Origin of the sequence: Nocardioides sp. NBC_00368 (genome assembly GCF_036090055.1) — a bacterium.
Lineage (GTDB): Bacteria > Actinomycetota > Actinomycetes > Propionibacteriales > Nocardioidaceae > Nocardioides.
In genome coordinates, this window is the sequence record NZ_CP107970.1 from 4,703,736 (window position 1) to 4,728,219 (window position 24,484).

Annotated in this window: 20 protein-coding genes; 10 read left to right on the forward strand and 10 right to left on the reverse strand. The window is 69.9% G+C overall.

Going from position 1 to position 24,484, the window contains the following annotated elements; translation table 11 throughout:
* Positions 1 to 6: 6 nt before the first annotated feature.
* From OG984_RS22470 to pseB, 4 genes are all read right to left on the reverse strand, one after another.
* Positions 7 to 1,155, reverse strand: a complete 1,149-nt coding sequence (locus tag OG984_RS22470; RefSeq protein WP_328528403.1) for a hypothetical protein — start codon at positions 1,153 to 1,155, stop codon at positions 7 to 9.
* 77 nt (positions 1,156 to 1,232) lie between these two features.
* A complete protein-coding gene (locus tag OG984_RS22475; protein ID WP_328528404.1) occupies positions 1,233 to 1,955 on the reverse strand; it encodes a glycosyltransferase family protein in 723 nt (240 codons plus the stop codon).
* Positions 1,952 to 3,073 (reverse strand): DegT/DnrJ/EryC1/StrS family aminotransferase, encoded by a 1,122-nt coding sequence (locus tag OG984_RS22480; RefSeq protein WP_328528405.1) that lies wholly within the window; start codon positions 3,071 to 3,073, stop codon positions 1,952 to 1,954. Before OG984_RS22480 ends, OG984_RS22475 begins: the two co-directional genes overlap by 4 nt.
* A gap of 2 nt (positions 3,074 to 3,075) precedes the next feature.
* A complete protein-coding gene (gene pseB / locus OG984_RS22485; protein ID WP_328528406.1) occupies positions 3,076 to 4,098 on the reverse strand; it encodes a UDP-N-acetylglucosamine 4,6-dehydratase (inverting) in 1,023 nt (340 codons plus the stop codon).
* 114 nt (positions 4,099 to 4,212) lie between these two features.
* Here pseB and OG984_RS22490 point away from each other — a divergent pair, with 114 nt between their 5' ends.
* The gene (locus tag OG984_RS22490) at positions 4,213 to 5,271 is read left to right on the forward strand and encodes a PseG/SpsG family protein (RefSeq protein ID WP_328528407.1); all 1,059 of its coding nucleotides are present in this window, start codon (positions 4,213 to 4,215) and stop codon (positions 5,269 to 5,271) included.
* Here OG984_RS22490 and pseI read toward each other — a convergent pair.
* Both pseI and OG984_RS22500 read right to left on the reverse strand, forming a co-directional pair.
* Positions 5,268 to 6,323, reverse strand: a complete 1,056-nt coding sequence (gene pseI / locus OG984_RS22495; protein ID WP_328528408.1) for a pseudaminic acid synthase — start codon at positions 6,321 to 6,323, stop codon at positions 5,268 to 5,270. The genes OG984_RS22490 and pseI overlap by 4 nt on opposite strands.
* Entirely contained in the window at positions 6,323 to 6,859 is a 537-nt protein-coding gene (locus OG984_RS22500) for a GNAT family N-acetyltransferase (RefSeq protein ID WP_328528409.1), read from the reverse strand. The genes pseI and OG984_RS22500 overlap by 1 nt, the downstream gene beginning before the upstream one ends.
* A 52-nt stretch (positions 6,860 to 6,911) precedes the next feature.
* Here OG984_RS22500 and OG984_RS22505 point away from each other — a divergent pair, with 52 nt between their 5' ends.
* The 5 genes from OG984_RS22505 (at position 6,912) to OG984_RS22525 (ending at position 13,236) form a co-directional block, all read left to right on the forward strand.
* Positions 6,912 to 7,163 (forward strand): phosphopantetheine-binding protein, encoded by a 252-nt coding sequence (locus OG984_RS22505; RefSeq protein ID WP_328528410.1) that lies wholly within the window; start codon positions 6,912 to 6,914, stop codon positions 7,161 to 7,163.
* Positions 7,160 to 8,392, forward strand: coding sequence for an AMP-binding protein (locus OG984_RS22510; RefSeq protein ID WP_328528411.1), 1,233 nt, complete (start codon positions 7,160 to 7,162; stop codon positions 8,390 to 8,392). Before OG984_RS22505 ends, OG984_RS22510 begins: the two co-directional genes overlap by 4 nt.
* Complete coding sequence (locus OG984_RS22515) at positions 8,385 to 9,131, forward strand: SDR family NAD(P)-dependent oxidoreductase (protein ID WP_328528412.1); 747 nt, start codon at positions 8,385 to 8,387, stop codon at positions 9,129 to 9,131. Before OG984_RS22510 ends, OG984_RS22515 begins: the two co-directional genes overlap by 8 nt.
* On the forward strand, positions 9,131 to 9,517 hold the full coding sequence (locus tag OG984_RS22520; RefSeq protein WP_328528413.1) for a hypothetical protein: 387 nt from the start codon (positions 9,131 to 9,133) through the stop codon (positions 9,515 to 9,517). Before OG984_RS22515 ends, OG984_RS22520 begins: the two co-directional genes overlap by 1 nt.
* Before the next feature lie 164 nt (positions 9,518 to 9,681).
* Positions 9,682 to 13,236, forward strand: a complete 3,555-nt coding sequence (locus OG984_RS22525; protein ID WP_328528414.1) for a bifunctional glycosyltransferase/CDP-glycerol:glycerophosphate glycerophosphotransferase — start codon at positions 9,682 to 9,684, stop codon at positions 13,234 to 13,236.
* A gap of 83 nt (positions 13,237 to 13,319) precedes the next feature.
* Here the strand turns inward: OG984_RS22525 and OG984_RS22530 are convergent, their stop codons facing one another.
* A complete protein-coding gene (locus OG984_RS22530) occupies positions 13,320 to 15,665 on the reverse strand; it encodes a hypothetical protein (RefSeq protein ID WP_328528415.1) in 2,346 nt (781 codons plus the stop codon).
* A 147-nt stretch (positions 15,666 to 15,812) separates the two neighbouring features.
* Here OG984_RS22530 and OG984_RS22535 point away from each other — a divergent pair, with 147 nt between their 5' ends.
* The gene (locus OG984_RS22535; RefSeq protein ID WP_328528416.1) at positions 15,813 to 17,750 is read left to right on the forward strand and encodes a glycosyltransferase; all 1,938 of its coding nucleotides are present in this window, start codon (positions 15,813 to 15,815) and stop codon (positions 17,748 to 17,750) included.
* Positions 17,751 to 17,795: 45 nt separating this feature from the next.
* Here the strand turns inward: OG984_RS22535 and OG984_RS22540 are convergent, their stop codons facing one another.
* Genes OG984_RS22540 through OG984_RS22550 form a run of 3 tightly spaced genes read right to left on the reverse strand, consistent with a single transcriptional unit; the run spans position 17,796 to position 21,909 of the window.
* Complete coding sequence (locus OG984_RS22540; RefSeq protein ID WP_328528417.1) at positions 17,796 to 19,349, reverse strand: class I SAM-dependent methyltransferase; 1,554 nt, start codon at positions 19,347 to 19,349, stop codon at positions 17,796 to 17,798.
* A gap of 9 nt (positions 19,350 to 19,358) precedes the next feature.
* The gene (locus tag OG984_RS22545) at positions 19,359 to 20,489 is read right to left on the reverse strand and encodes an acyltransferase family protein (protein ID WP_328528418.1); all 1,131 of its coding nucleotides are present in this window, start codon (positions 20,487 to 20,489) and stop codon (positions 19,359 to 19,361) included.
* A gap of 4 nt (positions 20,490 to 20,493) precedes the next feature.
* Positions 20,494 to 21,909 carry a bifunctional cytidylyltransferase/SDR family oxidoreductase gene (locus tag OG984_RS22550; RefSeq protein ID WP_328528419.1) on the reverse strand — a complete coding sequence of 472 codons (1,416 nt, stop codon included), beginning with the start codon at positions 21,907 to 21,909 and terminating at the stop codon, positions 20,494 to 20,496.
* A 333-nt stretch (positions 21,910 to 22,242) separates the two neighbouring features.
* Here OG984_RS22550 and OG984_RS22555 point away from each other — a divergent pair, with 333 nt between their 5' ends.
* Genes OG984_RS22555 through panD form a run of 3 tightly spaced genes read left to right on the forward strand, consistent with a single transcriptional unit; the run spans position 22,243 to position 24,481 of the window.
* The gene (locus OG984_RS22555; RefSeq protein ID WP_328528420.1) at positions 22,243 to 23,163 is read left to right on the forward strand and encodes a Rossmann-like and DUF2520 domain-containing protein; all 921 of its coding nucleotides are present in this window, start codon (positions 22,243 to 22,245) and stop codon (positions 23,161 to 23,163) included.
* Positions 23,163 to 24,059, forward strand: coding sequence for a pantoate--beta-alanine ligase (panC, locus tag OG984_RS22560; RefSeq protein WP_328528421.1), 897 nt, complete (start codon positions 23,163 to 23,165; stop codon positions 24,057 to 24,059). The genes OG984_RS22555 and panC overlap by 1 nt, the downstream gene beginning before the upstream one ends.
* A complete protein-coding gene (gene panD / locus OG984_RS22565; protein WP_008354878.1) occupies positions 24,056 to 24,481 on the forward strand; it encodes an aspartate 1-decarboxylase in 426 nt (141 codons plus the stop codon). The genes panC and panD overlap by 4 nt, the downstream gene beginning before the upstream one ends.
* Positions 24,482 to 24,484: the final 3 nt, after the last annotated feature.

Here is a 24,484-nt window from a genome sequence, read left to right on the forward strand (position 1 = left end):
GCACGGTCAACGGCGCAGGAGGGCGCGAAGCCGTTCCCGTCGCGATGGCGGTGCCGCCTCTCGGCGCCGGGCGCGCGCGTCCTCGACCTCCTGCTGGATCTCCTCCGGCATCGTGTGCAGCCCCTGCATGACCAGCTTCACGACCTGCATCACCTCGTCGCCCGGGATGGAGGCGTAGTCGCCGATGTTGTAGGCGGGGAAGTTGCTCTGCTCGATCATCTCGGTGAAGGAGAAGCCGCCGAGCTTGCCGATGAGGAGGTTGTCCTCGCGGTAGTCCTCGAGAAGCTCCTGGCGGAACTCGGGGGTCATGTAGACCGCGCTGGTGTCGTTCCAGCCGAGCTGGGTGGCCTTGGTGACGAACTCGCCCCGGAGGATCTGGATCCACCGCAACCGGGTGGCCTTCCAGGAGTCGGCGCCTCGGAGCCGGCCCCGCATCGGAGCGGCCGCCACGATCGGAGCCATGTGTCGGGCGGTCTCGACGGTCCGCCAGCCGGATCCGACGTTGCTCGAGGCGGCCCCGGTGCCCTGGAGCGGGAGCTCGCACGTGCTGAGGAAGTCCGTGACGGCGTTGCCGTCGCGGAGCTCCTTGCGGATGAAGGGGCGCAGCCGGAGATCGACGTCCGGGATGGCAGTGGTGATGGTCTCCGCGAACTGTCCGTAGTGGAGGAAGCTCATGTCGAGCGGCGACCACTCACGGAAGTCCTCGAAGGGGAGATCGACCAGCTCGGCGTGCTCGGGTCGCATCACCATCAGCCGCTCGACGTAGAAGGCGTTGTAGAACGTGGCCTGGTCGCGGACGTAGTGGACCCAGCGGACCTGGGCGCCGGCTTGGCGCGCGTAGTCGCCGATCGCGCTGATGTGCTCGGGCTTGAGCAGCGAGAACGACTCGCACGAGATCACCGTGGTCTCGGCGCTGCCCGATGCGATCGACTCGACGAGCTGCTCCCAGGTGCCGAGAGCCGGCATGAAGAGCACCTCGCCGACCAGCTGGGAGTAGAGGTTCTGGTGCTGGATGCTGTGCTCGCCGCGGCCGATCGTGGGGTAGGCCACGTCGGGCGGGAGGTTCCCCTCCTTGCTGGCGCGAGCGAGGAAGGACTGGATCGCCGTGCTCCCGGTCTTGAAGGTGCCGGAATGGACGATCAGAGTCTTCTGCATGCAACGCTCCAAATGTCGCTGCTGGGATGGGGTGCGGCGCGACGTCCCGCGTGGTCACGAATCCTACTGGCCGAGGCTCACTGGCCGAGCTTCTTCTGCTCGATCTGAGCGTTGATCTCGACCAGCTCGGGATGGGCCTCCAGGAGCGCGACGAGGCCGGCGGCGTCGAGACGATGCGCGTCGTGCTCCTCGATGAGGATCCGCAGGAGCTGCATGTCCTCGGGGGTGTCGAGCGTGATCCGGTACGCCGAGGCGTCCCGCTCCCACGGCAGGTTGAGCTTGGGCCGGGCATCGTCGGTGTAGAGCCACGGGGTGACGTGCTCGCGGTGGGGAGTCTCGGTGGCGAGCCGGTCTGCCTCCAGCAGCGCCTCGGCGGAGAAGACCTCGAAGTCGAGCCCGCGTGGGTAGGTGCGCTCCAGGGCGTTGCTGGCATAGAGCGTGGGGTCGCCGGCGGCGGCCCAGGCGTCCACCCCGCGGCGTACGACATCGCCGTCGATCAGGGGGCAGTCGCTGGTCACCCGGACGACGACGTCGGGCTCGAACTCTCGCACCGCCAGGGCGAAGCGGGACAGCACGTCGTGCTCGCTGCCCCGGACCACCCCGGCGCCGAGCTTGTCGGCCAGGACGGCGACCGGGTCGTCGTCGAGGTTGGTGGTCGTCGCTACGACCACCGGGAGCCCGGCGGCGGTGAGCCGGGCGAGGTGATGCTCGAGCATCGTGACGCCCGCGGCCTCCCGCAGCACCTTGCCGGGAAGGCGGGTGCTGGTCATCCGTGCCTGGGTGATGACGGCGGTCTTCACAGGATGCCGATCAGGGTCTCGACGACCTGGTCGACCTGGTCGTCGGTCAGGTCGGGGTACAGCGGCAGGGAGAGCTCCTCGGCGTAGAACGCCTCCGCGTTCGGGCACATCCCGCGCCGGTAGCCCAGGTCGGCGTAGACCGGGTGCCAGTAGACCGGGATGTAGTTGACCTGTACGCCGATGCCGGATGCCCGCATCTTCTCGAAGACCTCGCGCCGGCGGTCCTCGAGGATGCGCACCGGATAGAGGTGCCAGGCCGGATCGACGCCCTCGCGCCGGACCGGCAGCCGCAGCCCGTCCACGCCGGCGAGCGCGGCGTTGTAGCGGGCGGTGATCTCCGCCCGCCGCTGCTTGAACCCGGCCAGCCGCGCGAGCTGGGAGAGGCCGAAGGCGCACTGCAGATCGGTGAGCCGGTAGTTGAGCCCGAACTCGTGGACCTCCTGGTGCCATGGCCCCTCGTCCTCGATCCGGAACCGGTCGGCGTCACGCATCAGCCCCACGAAGTGGAACTCGTGGGCCCGCTGCGCGATCGCGGCGTCCTTGGCGACGACGGCGCCGCCCTCGCCGGTGGTGAGGTTCTTGGTCGGGAAGAACGAGAGCGTGGTCAGGTCGGCGAGGTCGCCGACCGGACGCCCACCGGACGAGCCACCGATCGAGTGGGCCGCGTCGGCCAGCGTCAGCGCACCGACCCGGTCGGCGATCGGCTGCAGCGCGGCGTAGTCGGCCGGATGGCCGGCGTAGTCGACGGCAGCGACGACCTTGGTGCTGTCGGTGACGAGGGCGTCGACGGCTGCTGGGTCGATCAGCGCTGTGTCCGGATCGACGTCGGCGAAGACGACCTTCGCGCCGAGCAGCGAGGCTCCCGATGCGGTCGCGACGAACGTCATCGGCGTGGTGACGACCTCGTCGCCGGCACCGACTCCGGCGGCCGCGTAGGCGATGTGGAGCGCGGCGGTGCCGGAGGTGCACGAGATCGCCCGGTGTCCACCGACCAGGTCGGAGAGCGCCTGCTCGAACGCGGCGACGGTCGGTCCGGTGGTGAGCCAGTCGCCGCGCAGGATCGCCGTGACTGCCTCGATGTCCTCCTCGGAGACCGATTGGCGGCCGTACGGAAGCATGCTCAGACCCCTGACTCCAGAACCGTGCGGAGGTCGTCGGCGTCGTACCAGATGTCGTTCTTGTCCGAGGCGCAGTGGAAGCCGTCCGGAACCGGCACGGCGTCCATGATCGGCTTGTAGCCCCACTGCGGGTTCTCGGGCTCGATCACGTAGTACTTCCCGTCGTGGATGCTGACCGCGCGGCGGCCCTCCTCCGGGCTGATCATCTCCTCGTGGAGCTTCTCGCCGGGGCGGAGGCCGATGTCGACGAAGGTCGCGTCGGGTGCGACCGCCTTCGCCAGGTCGACGACCTTGTGGGAGGGGATGTGCGGGACGAGCAGCTCGCCGCCCTGCATGAGCTCGAAGGTGTCGAGCACCATCTGCACCGCCTGCGGCAGCGTGATCAGGAACCGGGTGCACCGCATGTCGGTGATCCCGAGCGGCTCACCGCGCTCGGCCATCGCCTTCCACTTCGGGATGATCGAGCCGCGCGAGCCGGTCACGTTGCCGTAGCGCACCACGGAGAACCGGGTCTCGTAGGAGGCGGCGTAGTTGTTGCCGAGGATGAAGATCTTGTCGGCCGTCAGCTTGGTCGCGCCGTAGAGGTTGATCGGCGAGGAGGCCTTGTCGGTGGAGAGGGCGACGACCTTCTTGACGCCGGCGTCGATCGAGGCCTCGACGACGTTCTGCGAACCCAGCACGTTGGTCTTGATGAACTCGAAGGGGTTGTACTCCCCGGTGTCGACCTGCTTGAGCGCCGCGGCGTGGACGACGTAGTCGACGTCGTGGAGCGCGCGGTGCAGGCGGTCGCGATCGCGGATGTCTCCGATGAACCAGCGAAGCCGCGGGTCGTTGCCGAACAGCTGCCGGCACTCGTACTGCTTGAGCTCGTCGCGTGAGAAGACGATCACGCGCCTCGGGTTGAGGTTGTCGAGGACATGTCGGATGAACGCCTTTCCGAACGAGCCGGTCCCGCCGGTGACCAGGATGCTGGCGCCATCGAGAGGATGGTCGGCGGGGGACTCTCGGACTTCCGAATTCGGCACGGTCACAGGGATGCTCTCTAGTCTGGGCCTCATCTGCTGCGCCAACGATACGGCGCGCAAAAGGTGACATATGCCGTTCGCCAGAAACGGACGGATCCGGGAGGTTGCGCAGACATGTCCATGGGATCGCCCGACGACGGACGTCTCCGGGTGGCGATGGTGTGCGACGCCGGCCCCGAGGTCGGGATCGGGCATGTCATGCGGTGCCTGGCGCTCGGGGAGGAGCTCGTCGCGCGCGGAGTGCCTGTCGTGGTGGTCGCCGACCTCGACCGGGTGCCCTGGGCGGCCGAGCAGGTGCGGCGGCGCGGGATCGAGATCGCGTCGCCGGGGCCGGGCGATCTCGCGGACGTCCTCGCCCGCATCGAGCCGTCGTCGGTGGTCGTGGACTCCTACCTCCTTCCGGCATCGGTCTACGCCGAGCTGCGGGAACGCTGGCCGCTGCTGGCGCTCACCGACGGCGATCCCGGGGACCGGGTCGCCGACCTGTACCTGGACCAGAACCTCGGCGCGGAGGCCTCCGCGTGGGTCCTCCCCGAGGGAGCCCGGCATCTCGGTGGACTCGACTACGCCCAGCAGCGACGCGACATCGTCCGGCAGCGTCCGAGCGCGCCCAAGGCCGCCGCCGACGAGCACACTCCGCTGCGGGTGCTGGCGTTCTTCGGTGGCACGGACGCCTTCGGGGTCTCCCCGCGGGTCGTCCGCCTGGTCGTGCGAACCGGGATCGCCGTGGAGCTGACCGCCATCGCGGCCACCCCTGAGCTCGCCGAGGAGATCGCCGGCATCGTGCCGGCGCCGGGTCAGGCGATCCACGTGATCGGGCCGACCGACGTCCTGGCCGAGCTCGTCTCCGACGCGGACGTGGTGCTCAGCGCCGCCGGCACCTCGGCCTGGGAGCTCTTCTGCATCGGCGCGGCGGTCGGGTTCGTCTGCGTCGCCGACAACCAGCGGGACGCGTACGTCCGGATGGACGAGGACCGGCTGGCCGTCGGGATCGCCACCCTGGCCGAGCTCGACGGCGACCCTGAGGTGGCCGTGGCCCGGATGCGTGACCTGCTGGGGGACGTACGCCTCCGGGAGCGGTTGCGCGCCGCCTGCTGGGCCACGGTCGACGGCCGAGGGCCGGCGCGCGTCGCCGACGCGCTCCTGGCCCTCGACCGGGTCAGAGCGATCTAGACCAGGTCCCAGCTGAGCGGGGTGCCGGCCGGGACGTCCTGGGTGAAGGTGCGCCCGACGACGATGTCCACGTCGGCCGGCGGCAGCCCGTCGGCAGGGCGGACGGAGCGTACGTTGTCCGGTCCGACCTTCTCCCCGGCGCGTACGTCGCGGGTGACGAAGAGCGAACGACGGAACCGCAGGCCCTCGCGCTCGGCCGACTTCGGGCCGATCCGGGCCTCGCCGAGCGCCTGCCACGCGATCCTGGTCTCGCTGACCAGGGAGGCGAACTCGTGCGGCTCCAGGGAGAAGTCGGAGTCGACGGCGCCGTCCTCGCGCGAGAGCGTGATGTGCTTCTCGATCACACAGGCGCCGAGCGCGACGGCCGCGACCGAGGCGCCGATACCGAGCGTGTGGTCGGAGAGGCCGACGGCGACGTCGAGCCCGTCGCGCAGCACCGGGATCCCGCGGAGGTTGGACGCCTCCGGAGGAGCCGGGTAGGACGCCGTGCAGGCCAGCACGACGAGGTCGTCGTTGCCGGTCGCCCGTGCCGTACGCACCGCCGCGTCGATCTCGGCGAGCGTCGCGGTGCCGGTGGAGATGATCATCGGCAGCCCGGTCTCGGCGATCGACCGGACCAGCGGCAGGTCGGTGATCTCGGAGGAGGCCGACTTCAGCATCGGGACGCCGAGGCCGACCAGGAAGTCGACCGCGGTCGGGTCGAAGGCGGCGGAGAAGGGGACCATGCCGAGCTCGGCGGCCAGCGCGAAGATCGGCTCGTGCCACGCCCACGGGGTGTGCGCCTCCTCGTAGAGCTCGTGGAGGCGGCGGTTGGGCCAGAGCGGATGGTCGGCCGAGAGCCGGAACGCGGGGGTGTCGACGTCCAGGGTGATGGTGTCGGCGGTGTAGGTCTGGATCTTGAGCGCGTGCGCGCCTGCCTCGCCCGCGGCGCGGACGATGTCGAGCGCCCGCTCCAGGTCGCCACCGTGGTTGCCGGACATCTCCGCGATCACGAACGGCTCGTGCCCGGGACCGATCAGGCGGTCTCCCACGGCGATCTCGTGGTGGGTCATCACTGCTCCTTGCCGGAACGTCGGGTCGGTCGGTCGTCGCGGTGCAGGCGGACCGGGATGGCGGTCACCACGCCGCCGTCGACGGTCTGATCGTAGGGCTCGCCCTCGGTGAACCCGAGCCGGCGGTTCATGGCGCGGACGGACTCGTTGTGGGGGAGCACCTCGCCCTCGAGGAGGTCGATGTCGAGGCCGTCGGGCTCCGGGGCGAAGGCGTACGCCACGGCCTCCCGCATCACCTTGGTCCACGCCAGCAGCGCGGTGCCGTCGGCGGTGGTGCCGTCGTGGTCGAGGTAGAAGCCCCAGGAGGCCGACCGGGCGACGGGATCGTGGTCGAAGAAGGTCACCACCCCGAGCGGGCGGGAGGCGTACTCGAACATCAGCACCCGCCGGGTCGGGTCCTGGGTGACCCGCGACCACCAGGCGGCGTGCTCCTCGGCGGTGATCACATGCTGGTTGATGCTCACCGACCGGTTCGCCTCCTGGTTGCGCCACGCCAGCATGTTCGGCAGGTCGGTGTCGGTCGCCCGTCTCAACATCGGTCTCCTCAGACGTCGGGGGATGCGCCCTGACGTTATATGGTCCGAGGCCATGGAGACTCTTGACCGACCGGCGGTCCGCAAGCTCATGGGCGAGGTGCTGGCCGTGCAGGGAAAGACCCTGCCCGCCGACGACACCGCGAAGCTGGCCGACATCGGCTTCCGCTCCCTCGACTTCTCCGAGCTCGCGCTCCGGGTCGAGGACGAGATCGGCGACGAGCTCAACTTCGAGGCGGCCGGACTCCGCTCGATCGAGACCATCGCAGACGTGCTCGACCTGCTCGTGGAGATCCAGGAGCAGTGATCGCCGACAACCTCGTCGTCGACGCCCGGACGGGGATGCGTACGACCTGGGGTGAGCTCGTCCGGCAGGCTGCCCCGCGACCGGCGCCGACGGCCCACGTGGTGGCGCACAGCGTCGACGCGCTGCCCGCGGTCGCTGCGCTGGAGGACGGCGGTGAGCTGCTCGTCGTGGCCGCCGGACGGGTCGACGAGGCGCTGGCCGATGAGCTGCGTGGGGCGGGGTTCGACCTGGTCGCCGGGGACGACGTCCAGGTGGCGACGAGTCACCGCGCGGCCGAGGACGGCCGGGTCTGGCTGCTCACCTCCGGGTCCACCGGCCGGCCCAAGCGGGTCGGCCACACCCTGGCGTCGCTCTCGACGGTGACCGGCGAGCTGGCTCCGCGCACCTGGCTGTGCCCCTACTCGCCCGGCACCTACGCCTGGTGGCAGGTGATCACCCTGGGCCTGGGCGTGCCCGCCCAGGACCTGGTGCTGGTCGACCCGGCCGACCCGGCCGCTCTGGACGACTGGGTGGTGCCCGCGCTCGAGCACGGCGTCACCGCGGTGTCCGGGACCCCGACGTTCTGGCGGCGCACGCTGATGCGCCACGGCGCCGAGCTGAGCAGGCTTCCGCTCGAGCAGGTCACGCTCGGTGGCGAGCCGGTCGACCAGGCGGTGCTGTCGCAGCTCGCCGAGGTCTTCCCGGACGCACGGGTCTCCTGGATCTATGCCTCGTCCGAGGTCGGCGCCTCGATCGTCGTCCACGACGGCCGAGCCGGGTTCCCGGAGGAGTGGCTCGACCGGGACGTCCCCGGCCGGCCCCGGCTGTCGGTCGTCGACGGTGAGCTGGTGATCACCTCGCCGCACCACGGCGTCGAAGCCTCGGGCACCGAGCTGGCCGGCGCCGTACGCACCGGCGACGCCGCCCGCATCGAGGACGGCCGGGTCCTGGTGACCGGTCGCCTGGACCGCGACGAGCTCAACGTCGGCGGCTCGAAGGTGTCCGCCGGTGCCGTACGCGACCTGCTGCAGTCCCACCCCGATGTCGCCTGGGCCTCCGTACGTGGCCGGAAGGCGCCGCTGGTCGGCACCATGGTCGTCGCCGACGTGGTCGCCGACCAGGACTCCGACGTCAACGCCGACGACCTGACCCGCTGGGCGGCCGAGCGGCTGCCCGAGTACGCCGTGCCGCGGCGCATCAAGATGCTCGCCGAGATCCCGGCCAAGGAGACGCTGAAGAGCGATGTCTGATTCCACTCTGTTCCCGCCTGCCTCCGTCGTGCTGGTCTCAGGTGCCTCGCGAGGCCTCGGTCTCGCCATCGTCGCCGACCTGCTCGAGCGCGGCGTGAAGGTCGCGGCCTTCGCGCGCACGGTGACCCCCGAGCTCGACCAGCTGGCCGAGAAATATCCCGAGGCCACCCACTTCGGCTCGGTCGACGTGACCGACGAGAAGGCGGCCCAGGCGTTCGTCAAGGAGGTCGAGACGAGGCTCGGCGTCATCGACGGGCTGGTCAACAACGCGGCGATCGGCCAGGACTCGCTGCACGTGCACACCTCCTCGGACCGCATCGCCCAGATCATCGAGACCAACCTGACCGCGCCCCTGGTGCTGACCCGGTTCGTGCTGCGCCGCCTGATCGGCAAGGGCCTCAAGGGCCGGGTGGTCAACGTGACCTCGATCTGCGGCCAGCGCGGCTACCAGGGCCTGGTGGCCTACTCGGCCACCAAGGGAGGCCTCGACGCGGCGACCCGCTCGCTGGCCCGTGAGCTCGGCGGCCGGGTGCTGGCCAACGCGGTCGCTCCCGGGTTCTTCGCCTCGGAGATGTCGGCGGTCCTCGGGGCGAACCAGCTCGAGTCGATCGCGCGGCGTACGCCCTCGGGTGCGATGACCACGCCCGAGGACGTCGTGCCGACCGTGCGGATGCTGCTGCTCGAGCAGACCAACATCAACGGCCAGTCGATCGTCATCGACGGCGGCGGCTCGATCTGATGCTGCGTGGCCTCCTCAGCGTCGGCAGCGATGCCGAGCTCGCGGGATATCGCGCTCGCAGCCACCTCCACGACGGCCGGGTGATCGCCTGGACGGGCTCCTACGACGTCCCGGTGGCGGTCGACGGCGAGGTGGAGCGTACGGTCCCGGCGGCCCTCGCGAGGCGGTTCGGCGTCGATGGGTTCTGGGAGCGATGGACCCGGGCGGAGTGCGTCGCCAAGCTCACCGGCCGCGGCGTCGTGGACCTGGTGGACCTGATGACCGACGAGCTCCGCACGGGCGGCGGGCCGCCGTCAGGGATGCGCTTGAGCACCCTTCGGATGCCGGGTGGCATCGTGGTGTCGGTCGGCCGGCTCGAGGGTGAAGAGCCCGGATTCGGGCGATGAGGGTGGTCGGGGGCGGTGTTACCGGCGGGTCGTCCGACCGGTCGTGGTTCCCCGTGGGGTATCGGCCGGAGTGCGGGAGAACGTTCGTCCGCCTGTAACCTCTGGGTTCGATCAGATTCGCGGGGACGTCATTCGGGGCACCCCCGAACCGAGAGGGAATGTGCATGGGTCAGGGAATCGTCGACGTCCTGCGTCGCGCCGAACGAAGGATGCCACAAGGTATCCGTCGACTGGCTCGTGACGCCGGGCATCGCGTTCTCGGCCACGAGCGCGGCCCGCTCGTCTCGGTCGTGGTGACGGTCACCGACCAGGACAAGCAGTATCTGGCCGAGTCGCTCCTCTCGGTGCGCGAGCAGACCCACACGACGCTGGACATCCTCATCGCTCCCTATGGCCAGGCCAGCGTGGTGAGCGACCAGATCCTCGCGGATATCCCCGACGACTACCGGCTGCGGCTGCTGGAGAGCTCGGCGACGCAGGCCGAGGCCCGCGACCACGGCGGTCGCGCCGCGCGGGGCGAGTACGTCTGCTTCCTGCTCGCCGCCGACCTCCTCACCCCCAACGCCATGCGTACGCTGGTCACCTCCCTGGAGCGGAGCGGCTCCGACCTCGCGGTCGGCCGCATCGAGAGCCGCCAGCGGCTCTCCCCGCCGGTGGTGCCGACCTACGACCTCGTGCACGCGCAGAACCGCTCCGGCCTCACCCTGGAGGAGTTCCCGGTGGCGCTGAGCGACGTCGGGGTGAGCAACCGCCTCTTCCGCACCTCGTTCTGGCGCCAGCAGGGCTTCAGCTTCGGCGGTCGTGGTGGCGCCGCCGCGGTCGGATTCGACGGCTACCTGAAGGCCAACCGCTTCGACGTGGTCACCGCGCCGGTGTGCGTGGACATGGACCGCGCCGACGGCACCCCGGTCGAGCAGCTCCACGACCAGACCCTCGGCATGGCGGAGTGGATCGAGCAGACCCGGTCGACCTGGGTCGCGATCGGCGAGCTGGCCTCCGACCTGCGCGACCACTGGGCGCTCGGCGAGCTCGCCAGCCGCGCCAACACCATTCTCGGTGACGTCGAGCGGATGAGCGCCGAGCAGTGGACCAGCCTGCGCGACCTCGTCGTCGAGATCGAGCACGACGTCTCCCCGGACGTGTGGCTCAAGCTGCCGGTCGAGGTGCGCGCCCGGCTGACCTACCTCCTCGCCGACCAGCGCGAGGAGCTGACCGCGTTCGTCGCGTCGCGCTGGTTCGAGCGCGGCAACCTGCGCACCCGGGTCGCCGGCGGCCAGGTCCACGGGATCTTCCCCGACACCGACCTGCCCGAGGCCGTGACCACGCTCAACGTGCACGAGACGCCTGCGCGGGTGCTGGTGCGCGACGTACGTCCCCTCGACTCCGACCGGGTCGAGGTCGATCTGGTGGCTCGGATCGAGCTGGTCGACCTCGCCGAGGCGACCCCGGTCGTCACCGCACGCCTGGTGCCGGACCTGGTCGACATGGACGACGAGGACGGCTTCGCGAGCGACCCCGACACGGTGCTCCCCGACCCCATCGACCTGACGGTGACCCCGCGCTACGACGCGCAGGCCAACATGACCGTCGGCCACAAATACCAGGACTACCGCCCCGGCGGGTGCCGGACCGAGATCGACCTCAGCCTGCTCACCGCCGGACGCTGGCATCTCGAGGTCACCGTCGACGTCGACGGCGTCGTCCGCACCACCAGCGAGGTGCAGATCGACACCCGCGGCCCCGCGGGCAACCTGGCGACCCGCTACCGGCCGCGGACCCACACCTCCTCCGGCCTGTCCGTGGCCTGCGATCGGTTCCTCGACGAGCTCAGCTTCCGCGCCGTCCCGACGGAGCCGACCTCCCTGGGGAAGGTGGAGGTCGACGGCCGCACCGTGGCCCTGGCCCTGGCCGGCGAGCTCCCGCAGACCGTGCGGGCGATCGGTGGCGGCGTACGCATCGAGGCGCCGGTCAAGGACGGCAAGGTCACGCTCACCCTGCCTGCCCACGGAGCCGTCGAGCCCGGTGCGCCCGCCGCCTGGCGGCTGGAGACGCTCCATGACGGCCGCACGGGCCGGATCGTCTGGACCGACCCGGTGGGCGAGCCGTGGACCGGCGAGCGCGGTGGCAGCGTGCTGGCCTCGCGCGACGGCCGAGGCTTCGCCTCGATCATCGAGGTCGCCGACACCGTCGCGCTCGACCGCGTCGAGCTCGGCGAAGGCCGCATCACCGTGCGCGGCCACTGGCTCGGCTCGATCCCGAAGCACGCCCGGCTCACCCTCGCCGGCTCGCGACACCGCGAGACCGTCAAGATCGACACCGGATCCGCCGAGTTCGAGGTCGTCTTCTCGCTGCGCTGGGACGAGTGGGGCCTGGGCGAGTCCGTCCTGCCCAGCGGCGTCTACCAGTTCCAGCTCACCTGTGGCGCCAACCGCACGGGCAACGTACGCCACACCACCGCGTTCCTCGAGCACCAGGCCGACTTCCAGGTCAGCGACGAGGTCCGGCTGCGCCCGGTCAACGGCAACGGTCCGGGGATCACCCTGCAGCCACCGATCCCCGTCGACCACGCCGGCAGCTACGCCCACAACCTCGCCCGCGAGCGCGTCCTGGCGGCCGAGGAGCCGCTCGACGAGTCTGCGGTCTACCTCTCGACCTACGCCGGCTCGACCGCCACCGACTCCCAGCTCGCGATCCACGAGCACCTGCGTCGCACCCGCCCCGACCTCACCCTCTACTGGGGCATCGCCGACCACGCCTCCCGGGTTCCCGAGGGCGGCGTCCCGGTCGTGCTGCAGAGCCCGGAGTGGTATCGCGTCATCGGCACCGCGAAATACCTCGTGCAGAACATCGACTTCGACCGCTGGTGGCGCAAGCGGGAGGGCCAGCGGTTCCTGCAGACCTTCCACGGCTACCCCGCCAAGTCGATGGGCCTGCGCATGTGGCGCGCCAAGATGTTCTCGCCGCTGCGCTGCGAGGCCGAGCTCGACCGGACCACCGCCGGATGGGACCTGATCCTGACGCCGACTCCGGAGATGGACCGTTACTACCGCGAGGAGTACGCCTACGACGGCCCGATCCACAGCGAGGGCTATCCGCGCGACGACGCGCTGGTCGGCCCCTCGGCGAAGGAGGACCGGGAGCGTACCCGCAACCTGATCGGCATCGGCTCCCACCAGAAGGTGATCCTCTACGCCCCGACCTGGCGGGACCACCTGGCGCTCAACTACCGCTCGGCGAAGATGGTCGAGCACCTCGACGTGGTCGCGGCCAGCGAGGCGCTGGGCGACGAGTACGTCATCCTGCTGCGCGGCCACCGGTTCAACTCGAAGGGCAGCGAGCGCAGCGAGCGCACCGCCCGGATCATCGACGTCACCGACTACCCGGAGATCAACGACCTGATCCTGGCCTCCGACGCGGCGGTGCTCGACTACTCCAGCCTGCGCTTCGACTTCGCCCTCACCGGGCGGCCGATGGTGTTCCTGGTGCCCGACCTGTCCGACTACACCGGCGGCATCCGCGGGTTCCTCTACGACTACGCCGACACCGCCCCGGGGCCGATGCTCGACACCGCCGAGGAGGTGGTCGCGGCCCTGTCCGACCTGGACCGGCTCGAGGCCGAGCACCGCGACCGGATCGCGGCGTTCAACGCCAAGTACCAGTACACCCAGGACGGCAAGGCGACCGAGCGGGTCGTCGAGAGGTTCTTCGACAAGCCCTGAGGGCTTTCTCCCACACAGACAGCGATGGCGCGGACCCCTTGCGGGGACCGCGCCATCGCTGTCTGTTCGGGATCAGCCCAGGATCACGGCAGCCTGGCCAGAGCCGGCTCGGCCACCGAGGTCTTGCCGGGGATCGCGTTCCAGCGCTCCGGGAGCACCGCGCGGTGCGGGCCGACCTCGAGCAGGACCACGTTGCGGTAGGTCATCCCGTAGGTCTCGACGTAGGGCGCCAGCGAGGCGAGCAGCCCCTTGTCGCGCCACTGCGCGGCGTCGAGCACGAGCACCTCGATGTCGAAGGCGTCGAAGTCGAAGGCGTGCCGCTGGTGGCCGTCACGACGCAGCTCGGCCGCCTCGGTGGTGCGCTCGGCCTGCTTGTTGGCCGCGGCGTGGATCTGCTGGAAGCCGCTGACCCCCCGGGTGCCGACGACGTCGGTGGCAGCCAGCAGGTTGCCCTCGAGGTCGGTGTCGGCCAGGCCGGCGATGTCCTCGGTCAGCACGGCGGAGACCGGAAGGATCACGAGCTTGTCGACGTCGGGGAGCAGGTCGGCGACCACGAGCCGCTCGAGCTGGCCGATCGGGAGCAGGCTGCCGTCAGGCTGCTTGATCCCGTCGAAGCCGGACACGTCCAGCGCGCTGAGGGTGATCCCCGGCCGGGTGAGCTCGTCGAGCCGCAGGTCGGTGCCGCCGGTCTGGACCCACAGGTGGACCGGACGCGAGGAGTGGGCCGCGATGGACTTGATCAGCCGGCGCAGCTTCGGCCGCTGCTTCGGGCGTGCGGAGACGGCGACGTGGATCGCGTCGGCCGGCACCTGCTCCGGGGTGTTGACCGGGTTGCTGCGTACGTCCTCGGCGATCGAGCTGACCAGCTCACCGACCTTGCGGGCACCGGCCCGGCGCTGACGCGCGACCTCGACCTCGGCGGCGTTCATCTCGCGCCACTGCTCGTAGACCTCCTCGACGCCGGCGCCGGAGAAGATCTTGGTGAGGATCTTCTCGAGCCGGTCGTTCATGCTCTCCCGGATTCCGTCGAACTCGTCCGGGGTGAGCGGGTTGAGGCCGGCGAAGCGCGGGTCGGAGAGGTTCTTCGGGCGGAAGTCGATGTCGATCCCGATGCTGCGACCGGGCAGGTAGCAGTGGAGCCGGCTGGTGACCAGCTTCTGGTGGTCGCGGCGGTAGCCCTCGAGCATCGTGATCGCGTCGTCGATGTTGCGCACGAACGGCCGGAACCGTACCTCGTCGAGGCCGCCCTGGGCGTAGGTCGGAGCGCCCTCGGGGATGGAGCCGTCGAAGACGTCGACGTAGCCGACCGGCGCGTCCGGGCCGGGCAGCTCGTCCGCGTCGGGGAAGACGGTCGAGACCGTGGTGGTGAGGCAGCCGGAGAAGAAGGCGGGCACGCCGACGGAGAGCAGGATGTCGACGGTCGTCCAGTCGCGGCAGCCGATCGGGGCGTACTTCTTCAGGTACTCGATCGTCTCGTCGGTCATCATGGCCCGGGTGCTGCAGTGGAACGAGACGAAGATCGGGCGCAGGTTCTTGTGGAACGGCATCCCGTAGCGCATCTCGAAGATGGGGTGCATGTACCACCCGAAGCCGAGCATCCAGGTGTCCTTCGGGACCGGCTGGTACATCGACGCGTCACGCTGCAGGGTCATCAGCTGGACCTTGGCCGAGAGGCCCTCGCGGACGCGCTCGGGGCGGACCCGCTCGCGCAGCCGCTCGGCGAGGTCGTCGAGCTCGGACTCGCCGGTGAACTCGAGGTCCTTGTGGCGCACCACGTGACCGAGGGATGCGAGGGTCTGGACGTGGTCGCCGATGTTTGCCGAGGCGCGGGAGCGGCCGGGGTGGCCGTAGTCGACGACGGCGTAGGAGACGGTGCCCTCCGGAACTGCAGGACCGTCGGGCTCGTCGTTGTCGGCCGCCACCCACGAGCGCAGCCAGTCGCGGCTCTCCACGACCCACTTGGTGTCGCCCTTGGTGCCGTCGCCGACGGCCTCGTCGAGCCGGGCGTAGAGGCTGCGGGCCAGCTCCTGGTCGCCGAAGCCGAAGACGCGGCTGGTCATCGCCAGCCAGGCCCGCCCCGGAACGTACGCAGCGCCGGACTCGGCCAGGTCGCGCAGGGTCGCGCGGGTGGCGTCGGGGTCGACGTGGAGCCCGGACATGACGTACTCGTCGGCGGCCGTGGCGGCCCACTTCTCCACCGGGATGCCCTGGAAGAGGGCCCAGGCGCGCTCGTAGAATCCGCCACCGGCGGCGGCGACCGCACCGTCGAGGTCAGCGGTGACGACGAGCGGCTCGACCTCGATGGAGATCGGAGCCGGCTTCGACTCCTGCGGAGTGCCCTCCGAGATGGACGGGACCCGGGCGGTCAGGCTCTGACGCAGGCGCTCGGGGAGCAGCTGGCGAGCGAGTCGTCGAGCTGGGCTGGCCATGGGACTCCTTCATTGATGGTTCGACGCATTGTCGTTGGGCGGAGCCGCGTTGTTAGCGGTCCGTTCACGCGTTCCCCCCTATGATCCAGACGGGATATCCTGCCCGAAGAATCGGCAATCCCCAAAGACGCCGACTAACCTCTGCGCATGCCGATCCCCAACCCCCGCGAGCAGGTCGCGCTCCCTGAGGGCCGCTACCTCACGATGTGCAACGAGATCGCGACCAAGTTCGGTGGACAGACCCGGGCGATGATCATGCGCAACCGCCTGATCACCCAGTACACCGGGATCCCGACCACGCTGCTGACCACCGAGTCGAAGCCCGTCTACGACGAGGTGCGCGAGGTGCTGCGCGAGTCGGGCCAGCTGATCGAGGGTATGGAGCTGCTCAACCTCTACGAGTGGTACCGCCAGCACACCCCCACGGACGCGCCGGACGAGTCCGTCGCCGCGCTCGGCGGGCGACTGGCCGAGGTGCCCGGCACGACCACGTCGGACGTGCTGCATCCGGACGGCACCGTCTACTACACCGCCCACTCCCAGTCGGGGAAGGACCTGGCGCGCGACTACCGTCGCGCCGACGGGTCGATCTACCTGCGGGCGCCGGGCCCGGGTGCCCCGGCCGCGTCCCGGGTGCCCTACATCCTCACCGACGCCGAGGGGCGTCCGATCCGGTCCTGGGAGGCCGTCGGCGGCTGGCTGTGGCACTGGCTCGAGATCCTCGCCGGTGACGCCGAGCGCGTCTTCATGGTGACCGACTCCCGGTTCGCGCTCCGTGACGTCATGCCGCGCCAGGACGACCGCTTCTACTTCCTCCACCTCATGCACAACAACCACGTGGTGAGGGAGCGGCGCTGGAACTCCCAGCTCTCGGGGAAGTACGCCCCGTTGCTGGACAACATCCACGAGTACGACGCACTGGTCAACCTGACCCATCGTCAGTCCGAGCACATCGCGATGCGCTACGGCTCGACCTCGCACCGGTTCGTCGTGCCCAACCCGGTCGAGCTGCCGGAGCTGCCCGAGACGATGCCCGAGCGGGAGCCGGCGACGTTCGTCACGGTCGCCCGGCTCGAGCCGCAGAAGCGTCTCGAGCACGCCATCAAGGCCTTCGCGAAGGTGATCGAGAAGCGGCCCGAGGCCAAGTTCCAGATCTACGGCGACGGCAAGCTCTACAAGCCGCTGGCGGACCTGATCGAGACCCTCGACGTCGGCAAGAACGTCCAGCTCATGGGTCACGACCCGCGGGCCAAGGAGGCGCTGCTGCACGCCACCGGCTTCATCATGACCAGCGTCAACGAGGGCTATCCGCTGGCGACCCTGGAGTCGCTCTCCTTCGGCTGCCCGGTGGTCAGCTACGACATCAACTACGGTCCGCGCGAGCAGATCAGCGACGGTGTCGACGGCTTCATCGTCGAGGCGGAGGACATCGACGCCGTCGCCGACCGCTGCATCCGGATGATCGACGCCCCCGAGATGGTGGCCGAGATGTCCCGCAAGGCGCTGGAGAAGGCGAGCAAGCACACCTGGCGCGCCTTCCTCGAGGACTGGCGGGTCGCCTTCGAGGGTGCGGTCGAGCAGCGTCCCGGCCGGATCGAGAAGGCCCGTGCCCGGCTCGACGTCCACGCCCTCGGCTGGGCGCGGCCGATGCCCGAGGGCGTCGCCAACCGCCTGCCCGGCCCGGCCAGCCGTCTGGGCCGCACCCAGGCGAGCTCGGCCGCCTTCCGTGACTCCCGTACGCTCCGCTTCGACGCCACGCTCCACGTGATGGGCGAGTGGCCGAAGGGCGTGATGGCGGACCGGATCGTCACCCTCGACGCCGTCTGCAACGAGACCGGCGAGGTCGCCTCGCTGCCGCTCGAGGTCTCACCCGAGGGTCGGGGCGCCTTCCGGCTCGCCTCCAGGTTCGACCTCGCGGAGGTCTTCGAGCAGTTCTCCGAGGACTCGCGCAACCTGGACCTGCGGCTCCGGTTCACCGTCCACAACTGGAGCTGGCAGACCAAGCTCGGCCGGCCCCGTGACGTACGCCCGAACTTCGAGGTGTCGTTCGGGCCGAACGACGTGCTGCACCTGCAGCGGCGCTGAGCCCGCGATATCCGCCTGTAGGAATACCCGGTTAACCGGGTATTCCTACATGGTGCGGACGACGTGCAGCTTCGTACGTCGCTCCAGCCTGAACCCGGGCCGGTCCTGGAAGTACTCGTCGACCGCGTCCCGGCATCCGCTGTAGTGGAAGTAGTCGTCGAGCACGATCCGTCCGCCCACGACCAGGTGGGGGACGATCCGCTCCAGGCAGGTCATCGTCGACTCGTACCAGTCGCCGTCGAGGTGGGCGAAGGCCACCGGCTCGTCGATCTTCAGGGTGTCCTGGAACAGGCCCTGCACGAGCTCGACGTTGTGCTCGGCCAGGTCGATCCCGTGCCGGACGAACGAGTCGCTCACCTCGTCGTAGAGGTTGTCGCGATAGCCGTAGTAGGTCTCCCCGCCGATCCCCTTCGAGGTGCCGCTGACGATCTTGCGGTAGCGCTTGTGCACGTCCTCGCCGTCGCGCTCGGAGGGCTCCGGGATCATCCCGAAGACGTCGTAGACCCGCATCGGCCGCTTCGGGTCCTTCGCCGCCGCCATCGTGATCGCGGAGCCGCCGAGCGCCGCCCCGGTCTCGATGATCAGGCCGGGCCGGTCGTGGAGGTCCGCGTCCAGGACCTGGCGGGCCAGCACCTCGAGGTTCTCGGGCTTGAGGTAGGTGAGGTGCTCGGCGCGGACGCCGTCGAGGACGGTGCGGACCTCGGCGGGGAGCGCGAGGTCGGCCAGCGGGTCGCGTACGGACTCCCGGGTGCGGATGGTCTCCGCCCTCAGCCTGGCGACCTCGGCCTCGAGCTCGGCGGTGGTCGCGGCGGCCTTCGCCTCGACGGCCGGTGGCTTCGGCGTGCCCGGCGTAGCCGTCTCGGGCTTGCGGGCGACCACGACGTAGTTCTTCGGCATGCCACGCTCGTAGCGGCGGCCGGAGATCTCCAACCGTGCGTAGATGCGGCTGAGCCGGACTGCGAGCTTGCGGTTGAGGAGCACGATCGGGGCGATGTAGGCGAGCTTCCAGCGCAGACCCCGGCCGCGGAGCTCGTCGACGCCGGCGGGGAGGTTCTTCGCCATCATCTGGTAGCTGTAGGCGACCGTCCCGAAGTAGCCCTCGAGCCAGTTCATCCGGGCGATCTCGAACCCGGCCTCCTCGAACATCTTCCGCAGCGAGAACTGGGTGTAGCGAAAGAAGTCGTAGGGTTTCTGGTGCTCGGCGAAGAAGAGTGGCGCCGAGAGGAAGATGCGCCCGCCCGGCTTCAGCACGCGGTGCAGCTCCGCGATGGCCTTCTCCGGCTCGGGCACGTGCTCGAGGACCTGGTTGCAGATCACCCGGTCGAAGCGGCCGTCATCGACCGGGATGTCGGTGATGTCGCAGACGTAGTCCAGAGGTGCGTACGACGAGTCCAGCTGAGCGAAGTCAGCGGCCTCGTAGTGGGCATGCTTGAACAGCTTGCGGTAGGGCGAGCGTCCGGCGCCCGCGTCGAGGACTCGCATGCCCCGTTTGGTGCCTTTGGCGAAGCGTGCCATCTCCTGACGGAGCCGCACTCGGGATGGATTGATGTGCCGGGGTCGAGCCGTGCTGCTGCGATCCGGCCTGACCAGGAGCCGCATGGAGCGACATTAGCGCCCCGGCGTCGGAGTCTCTCGCAAACCGCGCAAGACGGCGTCGCGCACCGGATCGTGGAGGCGCCGCTCGACGAGGTAGTGGAGCGCGATGGCCAGCACGAGGGCGGTCGCGACGGCGGCGGCCAGCACGACGTACTCGTCATAGCGGCCGTGGAACGTGTCGATCACCCAGAACGCGAACTGCGCGTGGATCAGGTAGAGCGGGTAGGTCAGCGCGCCGAGCGTGGTCAGGAAGCGCGCCTCCACCCGGCCCAGCGGGCCGGCGGAGACGAGCCAGACGAGCGCTGCGAACGCGACGATCGCCAACCCGGTGACCAGCGGCGAGACGGTGGCGCCGACGAGCTCGGTGGCCCGGTCGGCGTACTCCGTCGCCTGGCGGATGCCCAGGATCACGTTGTAGATCACCGCCAGCCAGGCGACGAACGAGTTGCCGAACCGGTAGATCAGGAACAGCGCCATGCCCATCGCGAAGAAGGGGGCGTACTCGGCGAACAGGAGCGAGTTGAGCACGCCGGAGTCGGTCGCCCGGGCGATCTGAGCCAGCAGCGGCCACAGGAACGCGACCGCGATGACTCGCTGCTTGGTGATCCCGACGAGCAGGAAGACCCCGATCAGCAGGTAGAACTTGAGCTCGATCCAGAGGGTCCAGAACGCGCCCTGGGCACTGAGTACGTCCCAGGCGTCCTGGGTCATCGTCATGTTGATCAGGCCGCCGACGAATCCCTGGTCGCGGCCGCCCTTCCAGTAGGCCTGGAGGATCAGGGTGATGACCACCGCGACCCAGTAGGCCGGGAACAGCCGGGCGACCCGGGAGGAGACGAAACCGGGCAGGTCACGTCCCCAGGCGGTCATCAGGATCACGAAGCCGCTGATGATGAAGAACAGCTCCACGCCGAGGTAGCCGTAGCGGGTGACGTGGTTGAGGGTCGGGAACACCTCGTGCGGGTCGAGACCCCAGTAAGGCGTCGCGATGCCGGTGAGGTGATAGCCCACGACGACCGCTGCCGCGATGAACCGGAGCGCGTCGAGCGCGCCGAGCCGGGGGCGGCGTACGGGCTTCTTGGGCTTGGGTGCGGGGGTGTCGGCGGGGGCGGTGTCGGCCGGGACGGTCGGGGCGCTCGTCATCGGGTCAGTTCCCCGCCGCGGCGTCCAGGGCCTCCTGGATCGGGTCGATGCGGCGCAGGTCGATGACGTGGCCGGTGCTCGACGCGATCAGGGTGTCCAGCGACGCCCGGGCCACGGCCTTCGACTCCAGGAGGGTGTGGGACGGCTCCTGGCCGAACGCCTTGGTGCGCATCGGGGTGGCGGTGCGCTCGGGGTTGATCGCGTTGACGCGTACGCCCTGGTCGGCCCACTCGTCGGCGAGCGCCTGGGTCAGGTTGACCGTGGCCGCCTTGGCCGAGGAGTAGAGCGCGTAGCCGCGGCGGCCGCGGGTGTAGGAGCTCGAGGTGAAGAAGAGCAGCGAGCCCTTCGCCCGGGCGAGGTAGGGGAAGAACTCCTGGGCGATCAGCACCGGCGCGATGTAGTTGATCTCGGTCGCGCTGTAGATCGTCTCCTCCGAGACGGTGGCGAGCTCACCACGGGGCAGCACGCCCGCGGTGTTGACCACGAAGTCGATCGAGCCGAAGCGCTTGCCGGCATCGGCCGCCGCGGCGACGATGTCGGCCCGCTTGGCGACGTCGGTGCTGGTGGCCGAGCGGCTGTAGGAGGCGACGTTGGCGCCGTAGGACTCGGCCAGCTCGGCGATGTCGGCGCCGATGCCGTAGCTGCCGCCGAAGACAACCATGTTCTTGCCCTCGAGCGCGGACCGGTAGTCGGCCTCGGACCTCTGCGGGAACTGCTGCTGGGCGGTGAGCTGGAAGAGCTTGTCGGCGATGTAGACGTCGATCGGCTCGGTGACCTTCATGTTCTGCTCGTGGCCGTCGACCACCCAGATCTTGGTGTCGGGGAGGTACTTCAGCACCACGCTGCAGTCGTCGGTCGCCTTGAACTCCGGGTCCTGGTCGGCGATCTCGTAGGCACGCTTCAGGGTCGAGGCGAGGAAGGCCTGCGGCGTCTGGCCGCGGCGCAGCCGCGAGCGGTCCGGGATCTGCGCGATGGTGTTGTCGTCGTTGAGCTCGATGATCGTGTCCGCGGAGGGGATGGCGACATCGACGGCCTGGTAGGTCAGCAGCGCCTTGAAGCAGTCGGTGATCACCTCCTCGCTGAGCAGCGGACGCACGGCGTCGTGGAGGAGTACGTTGCAGTCCTCGCCCTCGGGAAGGGCGGCCAGGGCGCGCTTGGTCGTCTCGTTGCGGGTCTCGGCGCCCTCGAGGATCTTGGAGACCTTCGGGTAGCGGCCGTCGCGGGTCATCGCGTGCACCGCGTCGAGGTGGCCGGGAGCCATCAGGATGATGATCTCGTCGATCTCCGGGTGGCGGTCGAGCACGCCGAGGGTGTGCTCCATGATGGGCATCCCGGCGATCTTGATGAGCTGCTTCGGGATGTCGAGACCCACGCGGGAGCCCACACCGCCGGCAAGCAGCACGGCAACGTTACGAAGCACTGAACTCTGACCCTTTGATAGATGACAAGGAGGGGTGGATTCTTCCACGTCGCGCGCGATTGACTCCAATGCTGGGGGAGAGGTGATACCCAGCCGTTGGTTCAGCGTGTGATCCGCGGCAGCCTGGCGCCTGGTGTGATCGCAGTCACGGCATCTTGATGTTTCAGAAGAGTGTCGGGCGGCGTACCTTTGTTTCGGCTGAGCTCAAGCGAAGCCGTCAGCAGTACGGCTCGGTCACGGTGGCTGAGCAGGCAGGCACAACGTCTGGTACCCAACCCGGCTCCGCTCACAAGGGGGAGTGGTCGGAGGGACTGGAACGAAAGGTCTACAACCATGAACCCACTCAGGGTGGGCGTCGTCGGCGCGGGTCGCGTCGGAGCCGTCCTTGCTGCAGCGCTTCGGTCCGCCGGTCATGAGATCGCGGCGGTCGCCGGAGAGTCCGACGCCTCTCGCGCACGCATCGCCTCGCTTCTCCCGGGCGTCCCGGTCGAGAAGCCGACCGCCGTCGCCCGTGCGTCCGACCTCCTTCTGCTCACCGTGCCCGACGACATGCTCGGCAACGTCGTCCAGACGATGACCGACGCCGGCGCGATCCGCCCCGGGATGTACGTCGCCCACACCTCCGGCCGCCACGGCCTGGCGATCCTCGAGCCGGCGGCCGCGATCGGCGCCCATGTGATGGCCGTCCACCCGGCGATGACGTTCTCCGGCACCTCTGTCGACCTGGCCCGGCTCTCGGGCTGCGTCTTCGGGCTGACCGCCGCCTCTCCCGCCGACCGGGCCTTCGCCGAGGCGCTGGTCCAGGATCTCGGCGGCAACCCGATGTGGGTGCCCGAGGAGATGCGGACGCTCTACCACGCCGGGCTCGCGCACGGCGCGAACCACCTGGTCACCCTGGTCACCGAGGCGATGGAGATCCTCGCCGCCGCCGGTGCCACCGACCCCGCGGGGACGCTCCGTCCGCTGCTGACCGCCGCCCTCGACAACGCCCTGGACCACGGCGACGCGGCGCTGACCGGCCCGATCGTCCGCGGTGACGCCGGCACGGTGGCGGCCCACCTCGACGACATCCGCACCAACGCGCCGCAGACCCTGGCCTCGTACGTCTCGATGGCGCGAGCCACGCTCGACCGGGCCGTCTCCGACGGGCGGCTGCTGCCGCTCCGGGCGCTCAAGATCAAGAACCTGCTCGATGCCGCCGACCGCACCGCGGTGCAGCCGTTGCCGCGTCCCGTCCACCTCTGGAACCAGTGATGACCGCGCACATTGTCTCGGGCTCCGCTTCGACGCAGCTCGCCTCTACTCGTGAGGAGCTCGCGAAGCTCCTCGACTCCGCCCGTCGTGACGGCACCCCCGTCGGGTTCGTGCCCACGATGGGCGCGCTCCACGAGGGCCACGCGTCGCTGATGCGGGTCACCCGCGAGCGGGTCGGTGACGGTCCGGTCGTCGTGTCGATCTTCGTCAACCCGCTGCAGTTCGGCGCGGGCGAGGATCTCGACCGCTACCCGCGCACGCTCGAGGCGGACCTGGAGGTCTGCGAGCGCGAGGGCGTCGACGTCGTCTTCGCGCCCTCGGTCGACGAGGTCTACCCCGGCGGCGACCCGCAGGTCACGGTGGCCCCCGGTCCGCTCGCCGACGTGCTCGAGGGCAAGACCCGGCCGGGCCACTTCGGCGGCGTGCTGACCGTCGTCGCGAAGCTGTTCGGGCTGGTCAAGCCAGATGTCGCCGTCTTCGGCGAGAAGGACTACCAGCAGCTGACGCTGATCCGCCGGATGTCGGCCGATCTGTGCCTCGGCGTCGACGTCGTCGGTGCCCCGACCCAGCGCGAGCCCGACGGCCTGGCACTCTCCTCGCGCAACCGCTACCTCTCGCCCGAGCAGCGGGAGGAGGCGACGACGCTGTCGCGGGCGCTCTACGCCGCGCAGGTCGAGGCCGCGCACGGCGTCGAGGCCGCGCTCCAGGCGGCTCGCGCCGAGCTGCGTCGCTCGAAGGGCGTCGACCTCGACTACCTCGTGGTCACCGACCCCGCGCTGGCGGCGCTGCCCACCGAACCGGAGCCGGGCACCGAAGCCCGGATCCTCATCGCCGCCCGGGTCGGCACGACCCGACTCATCGACAACATGAGCCTCACGATCGGAGCATCCCGATGACTCGTCTGCGCACCATGATGACCGGCAAGATCCACCGCGCCACGGTCACCCAGGCAGACCTCCACTACGTCGGCTCGGTGACCGTCGACGCAGATCTCCTCGACGCCGCGGACATCCTTCCCGGCGAGCTGGTCTCCATCGTCGACATCACCAACGGTGCCCGCCTGGAGACCTACACGATCGCGGGCGAGCGCGGGTCGGGCGTCCTGGGGATCAACGGCGCCGCCGCCCACCTGGTCCACCCCGGCGACCTCGTCATCCTCATCGCGTACGCGCAGATGACCACCGAGGAGGCCAAGGCGTTCGAGCCGCACGTCGTCCACGTCGACGAGGCGAACCACATCGTCGCGCTCGGCTCCGACCGGAGCGAGCCGGTTCCAGGGACCGACCAGATGCGTGGACCGCTCGTTCTCACGCAGTAGCGT

Excerpts from the sequence above, each read along its gene's own strand:
- OG984_RS22535 (WP_328528416.1), top strand. The coding sequence starts at position 15,813 with ATGCCGATCCCCAACCCCCGCGAGCAGGTCGCGCTCCCTGAGGGCCGC.
- OG984_RS22470 (WP_328528403.1), bottom strand. The coding sequence starts at position 1,155 with ATGCAGAAGACTCTGATCGTCCATTCCGGCACCTTCAAGACCGGGAGC.
- OG984_RS22525 (WP_328528414.1), top strand. The coding sequence starts at position 9,682 with ATGGGTCAGGGAATCGTCGACGTCCTGCGTCGCGCCGAACGAAGGATG.
- pseI (WP_328528408.1), bottom strand. The coding sequence starts at position 6,323 with ATGACCCACCACGAGATCGCCGTGGGAGACCGCCTGATCGGTCCCGGG.
- OG984_RS22545 (WP_328528418.1), bottom strand. The coding sequence starts at position 20,489 with ATGACGAGCGCCCCGACCGTCCCGGCCGACACCGCCCCCGCCGACACC.
- panD (WP_008354878.1), top strand. The coding sequence starts at position 24,056 with ATGACTCGTCTGCGCACCATGATGACCGGCAAGATCCACCGCGCCACG.
- OG984_RS22500 (WP_328528409.1), bottom strand. The coding sequence starts at position 6,859 with ATGTTGAGACGGGCGACCGACACCGACCTGCCGAACATGCTGGCGTGG.
- OG984_RS22505 (WP_328528410.1), top strand. The coding sequence starts at position 6,912 with ATGGAGACTCTTGACCGACCGGCGGTCCGCAAGCTCATGGGCGAGGTG.
- OG984_RS22490 (WP_328528407.1), top strand. The coding sequence starts at position 4,213 with ATGTCCATGGGATCGCCCGACGACGGACGTCTCCGGGTGGCGATGGTG.
- OG984_RS22530 (WP_328528415.1), bottom strand. The coding sequence starts at position 15,665 with ATGGCCAGCCCAGCTCGACGACTCGCTCGCCAGCTGCTCCCCGAGCGC.
- OG984_RS22540 (WP_328528417.1), bottom strand. The coding sequence starts at position 19,349 with ATGCGGCTCCTGGTCAGGCCGGATCGCAGCAGCACGGCTCGACCCCGG.
- OG984_RS22555 (WP_328528420.1), top strand. The coding sequence starts at position 22,243 with ATGAACCCACTCAGGGTGGGCGTCGTCGGCGCGGGTCGCGTCGGAGCC.
- OG984_RS22480 (WP_328528405.1), bottom strand. The coding sequence starts at position 3,073 with ATGCTTCCGTACGGCCGCCAATCGGTCTCCGAGGAGGACATCGAGGCA.
- OG984_RS22515 (WP_328528412.1), top strand. The coding sequence starts at position 8,385 with ATGTCTGATTCCACTCTGTTCCCGCCTGCCTCCGTCGTGCTGGTCTCA.
- OG984_RS22520 (WP_328528413.1), top strand. The coding sequence starts at position 9,131 with ATGCTGCGTGGCCTCCTCAGCGTCGGCAGCGATGCCGAGCTCGCGGGA.
- panC (WP_328528421.1), top strand. The coding sequence starts at position 23,163 with ATGACCGCGCACATTGTCTCGGGCTCCGCTTCGACGCAGCTCGCCTCT.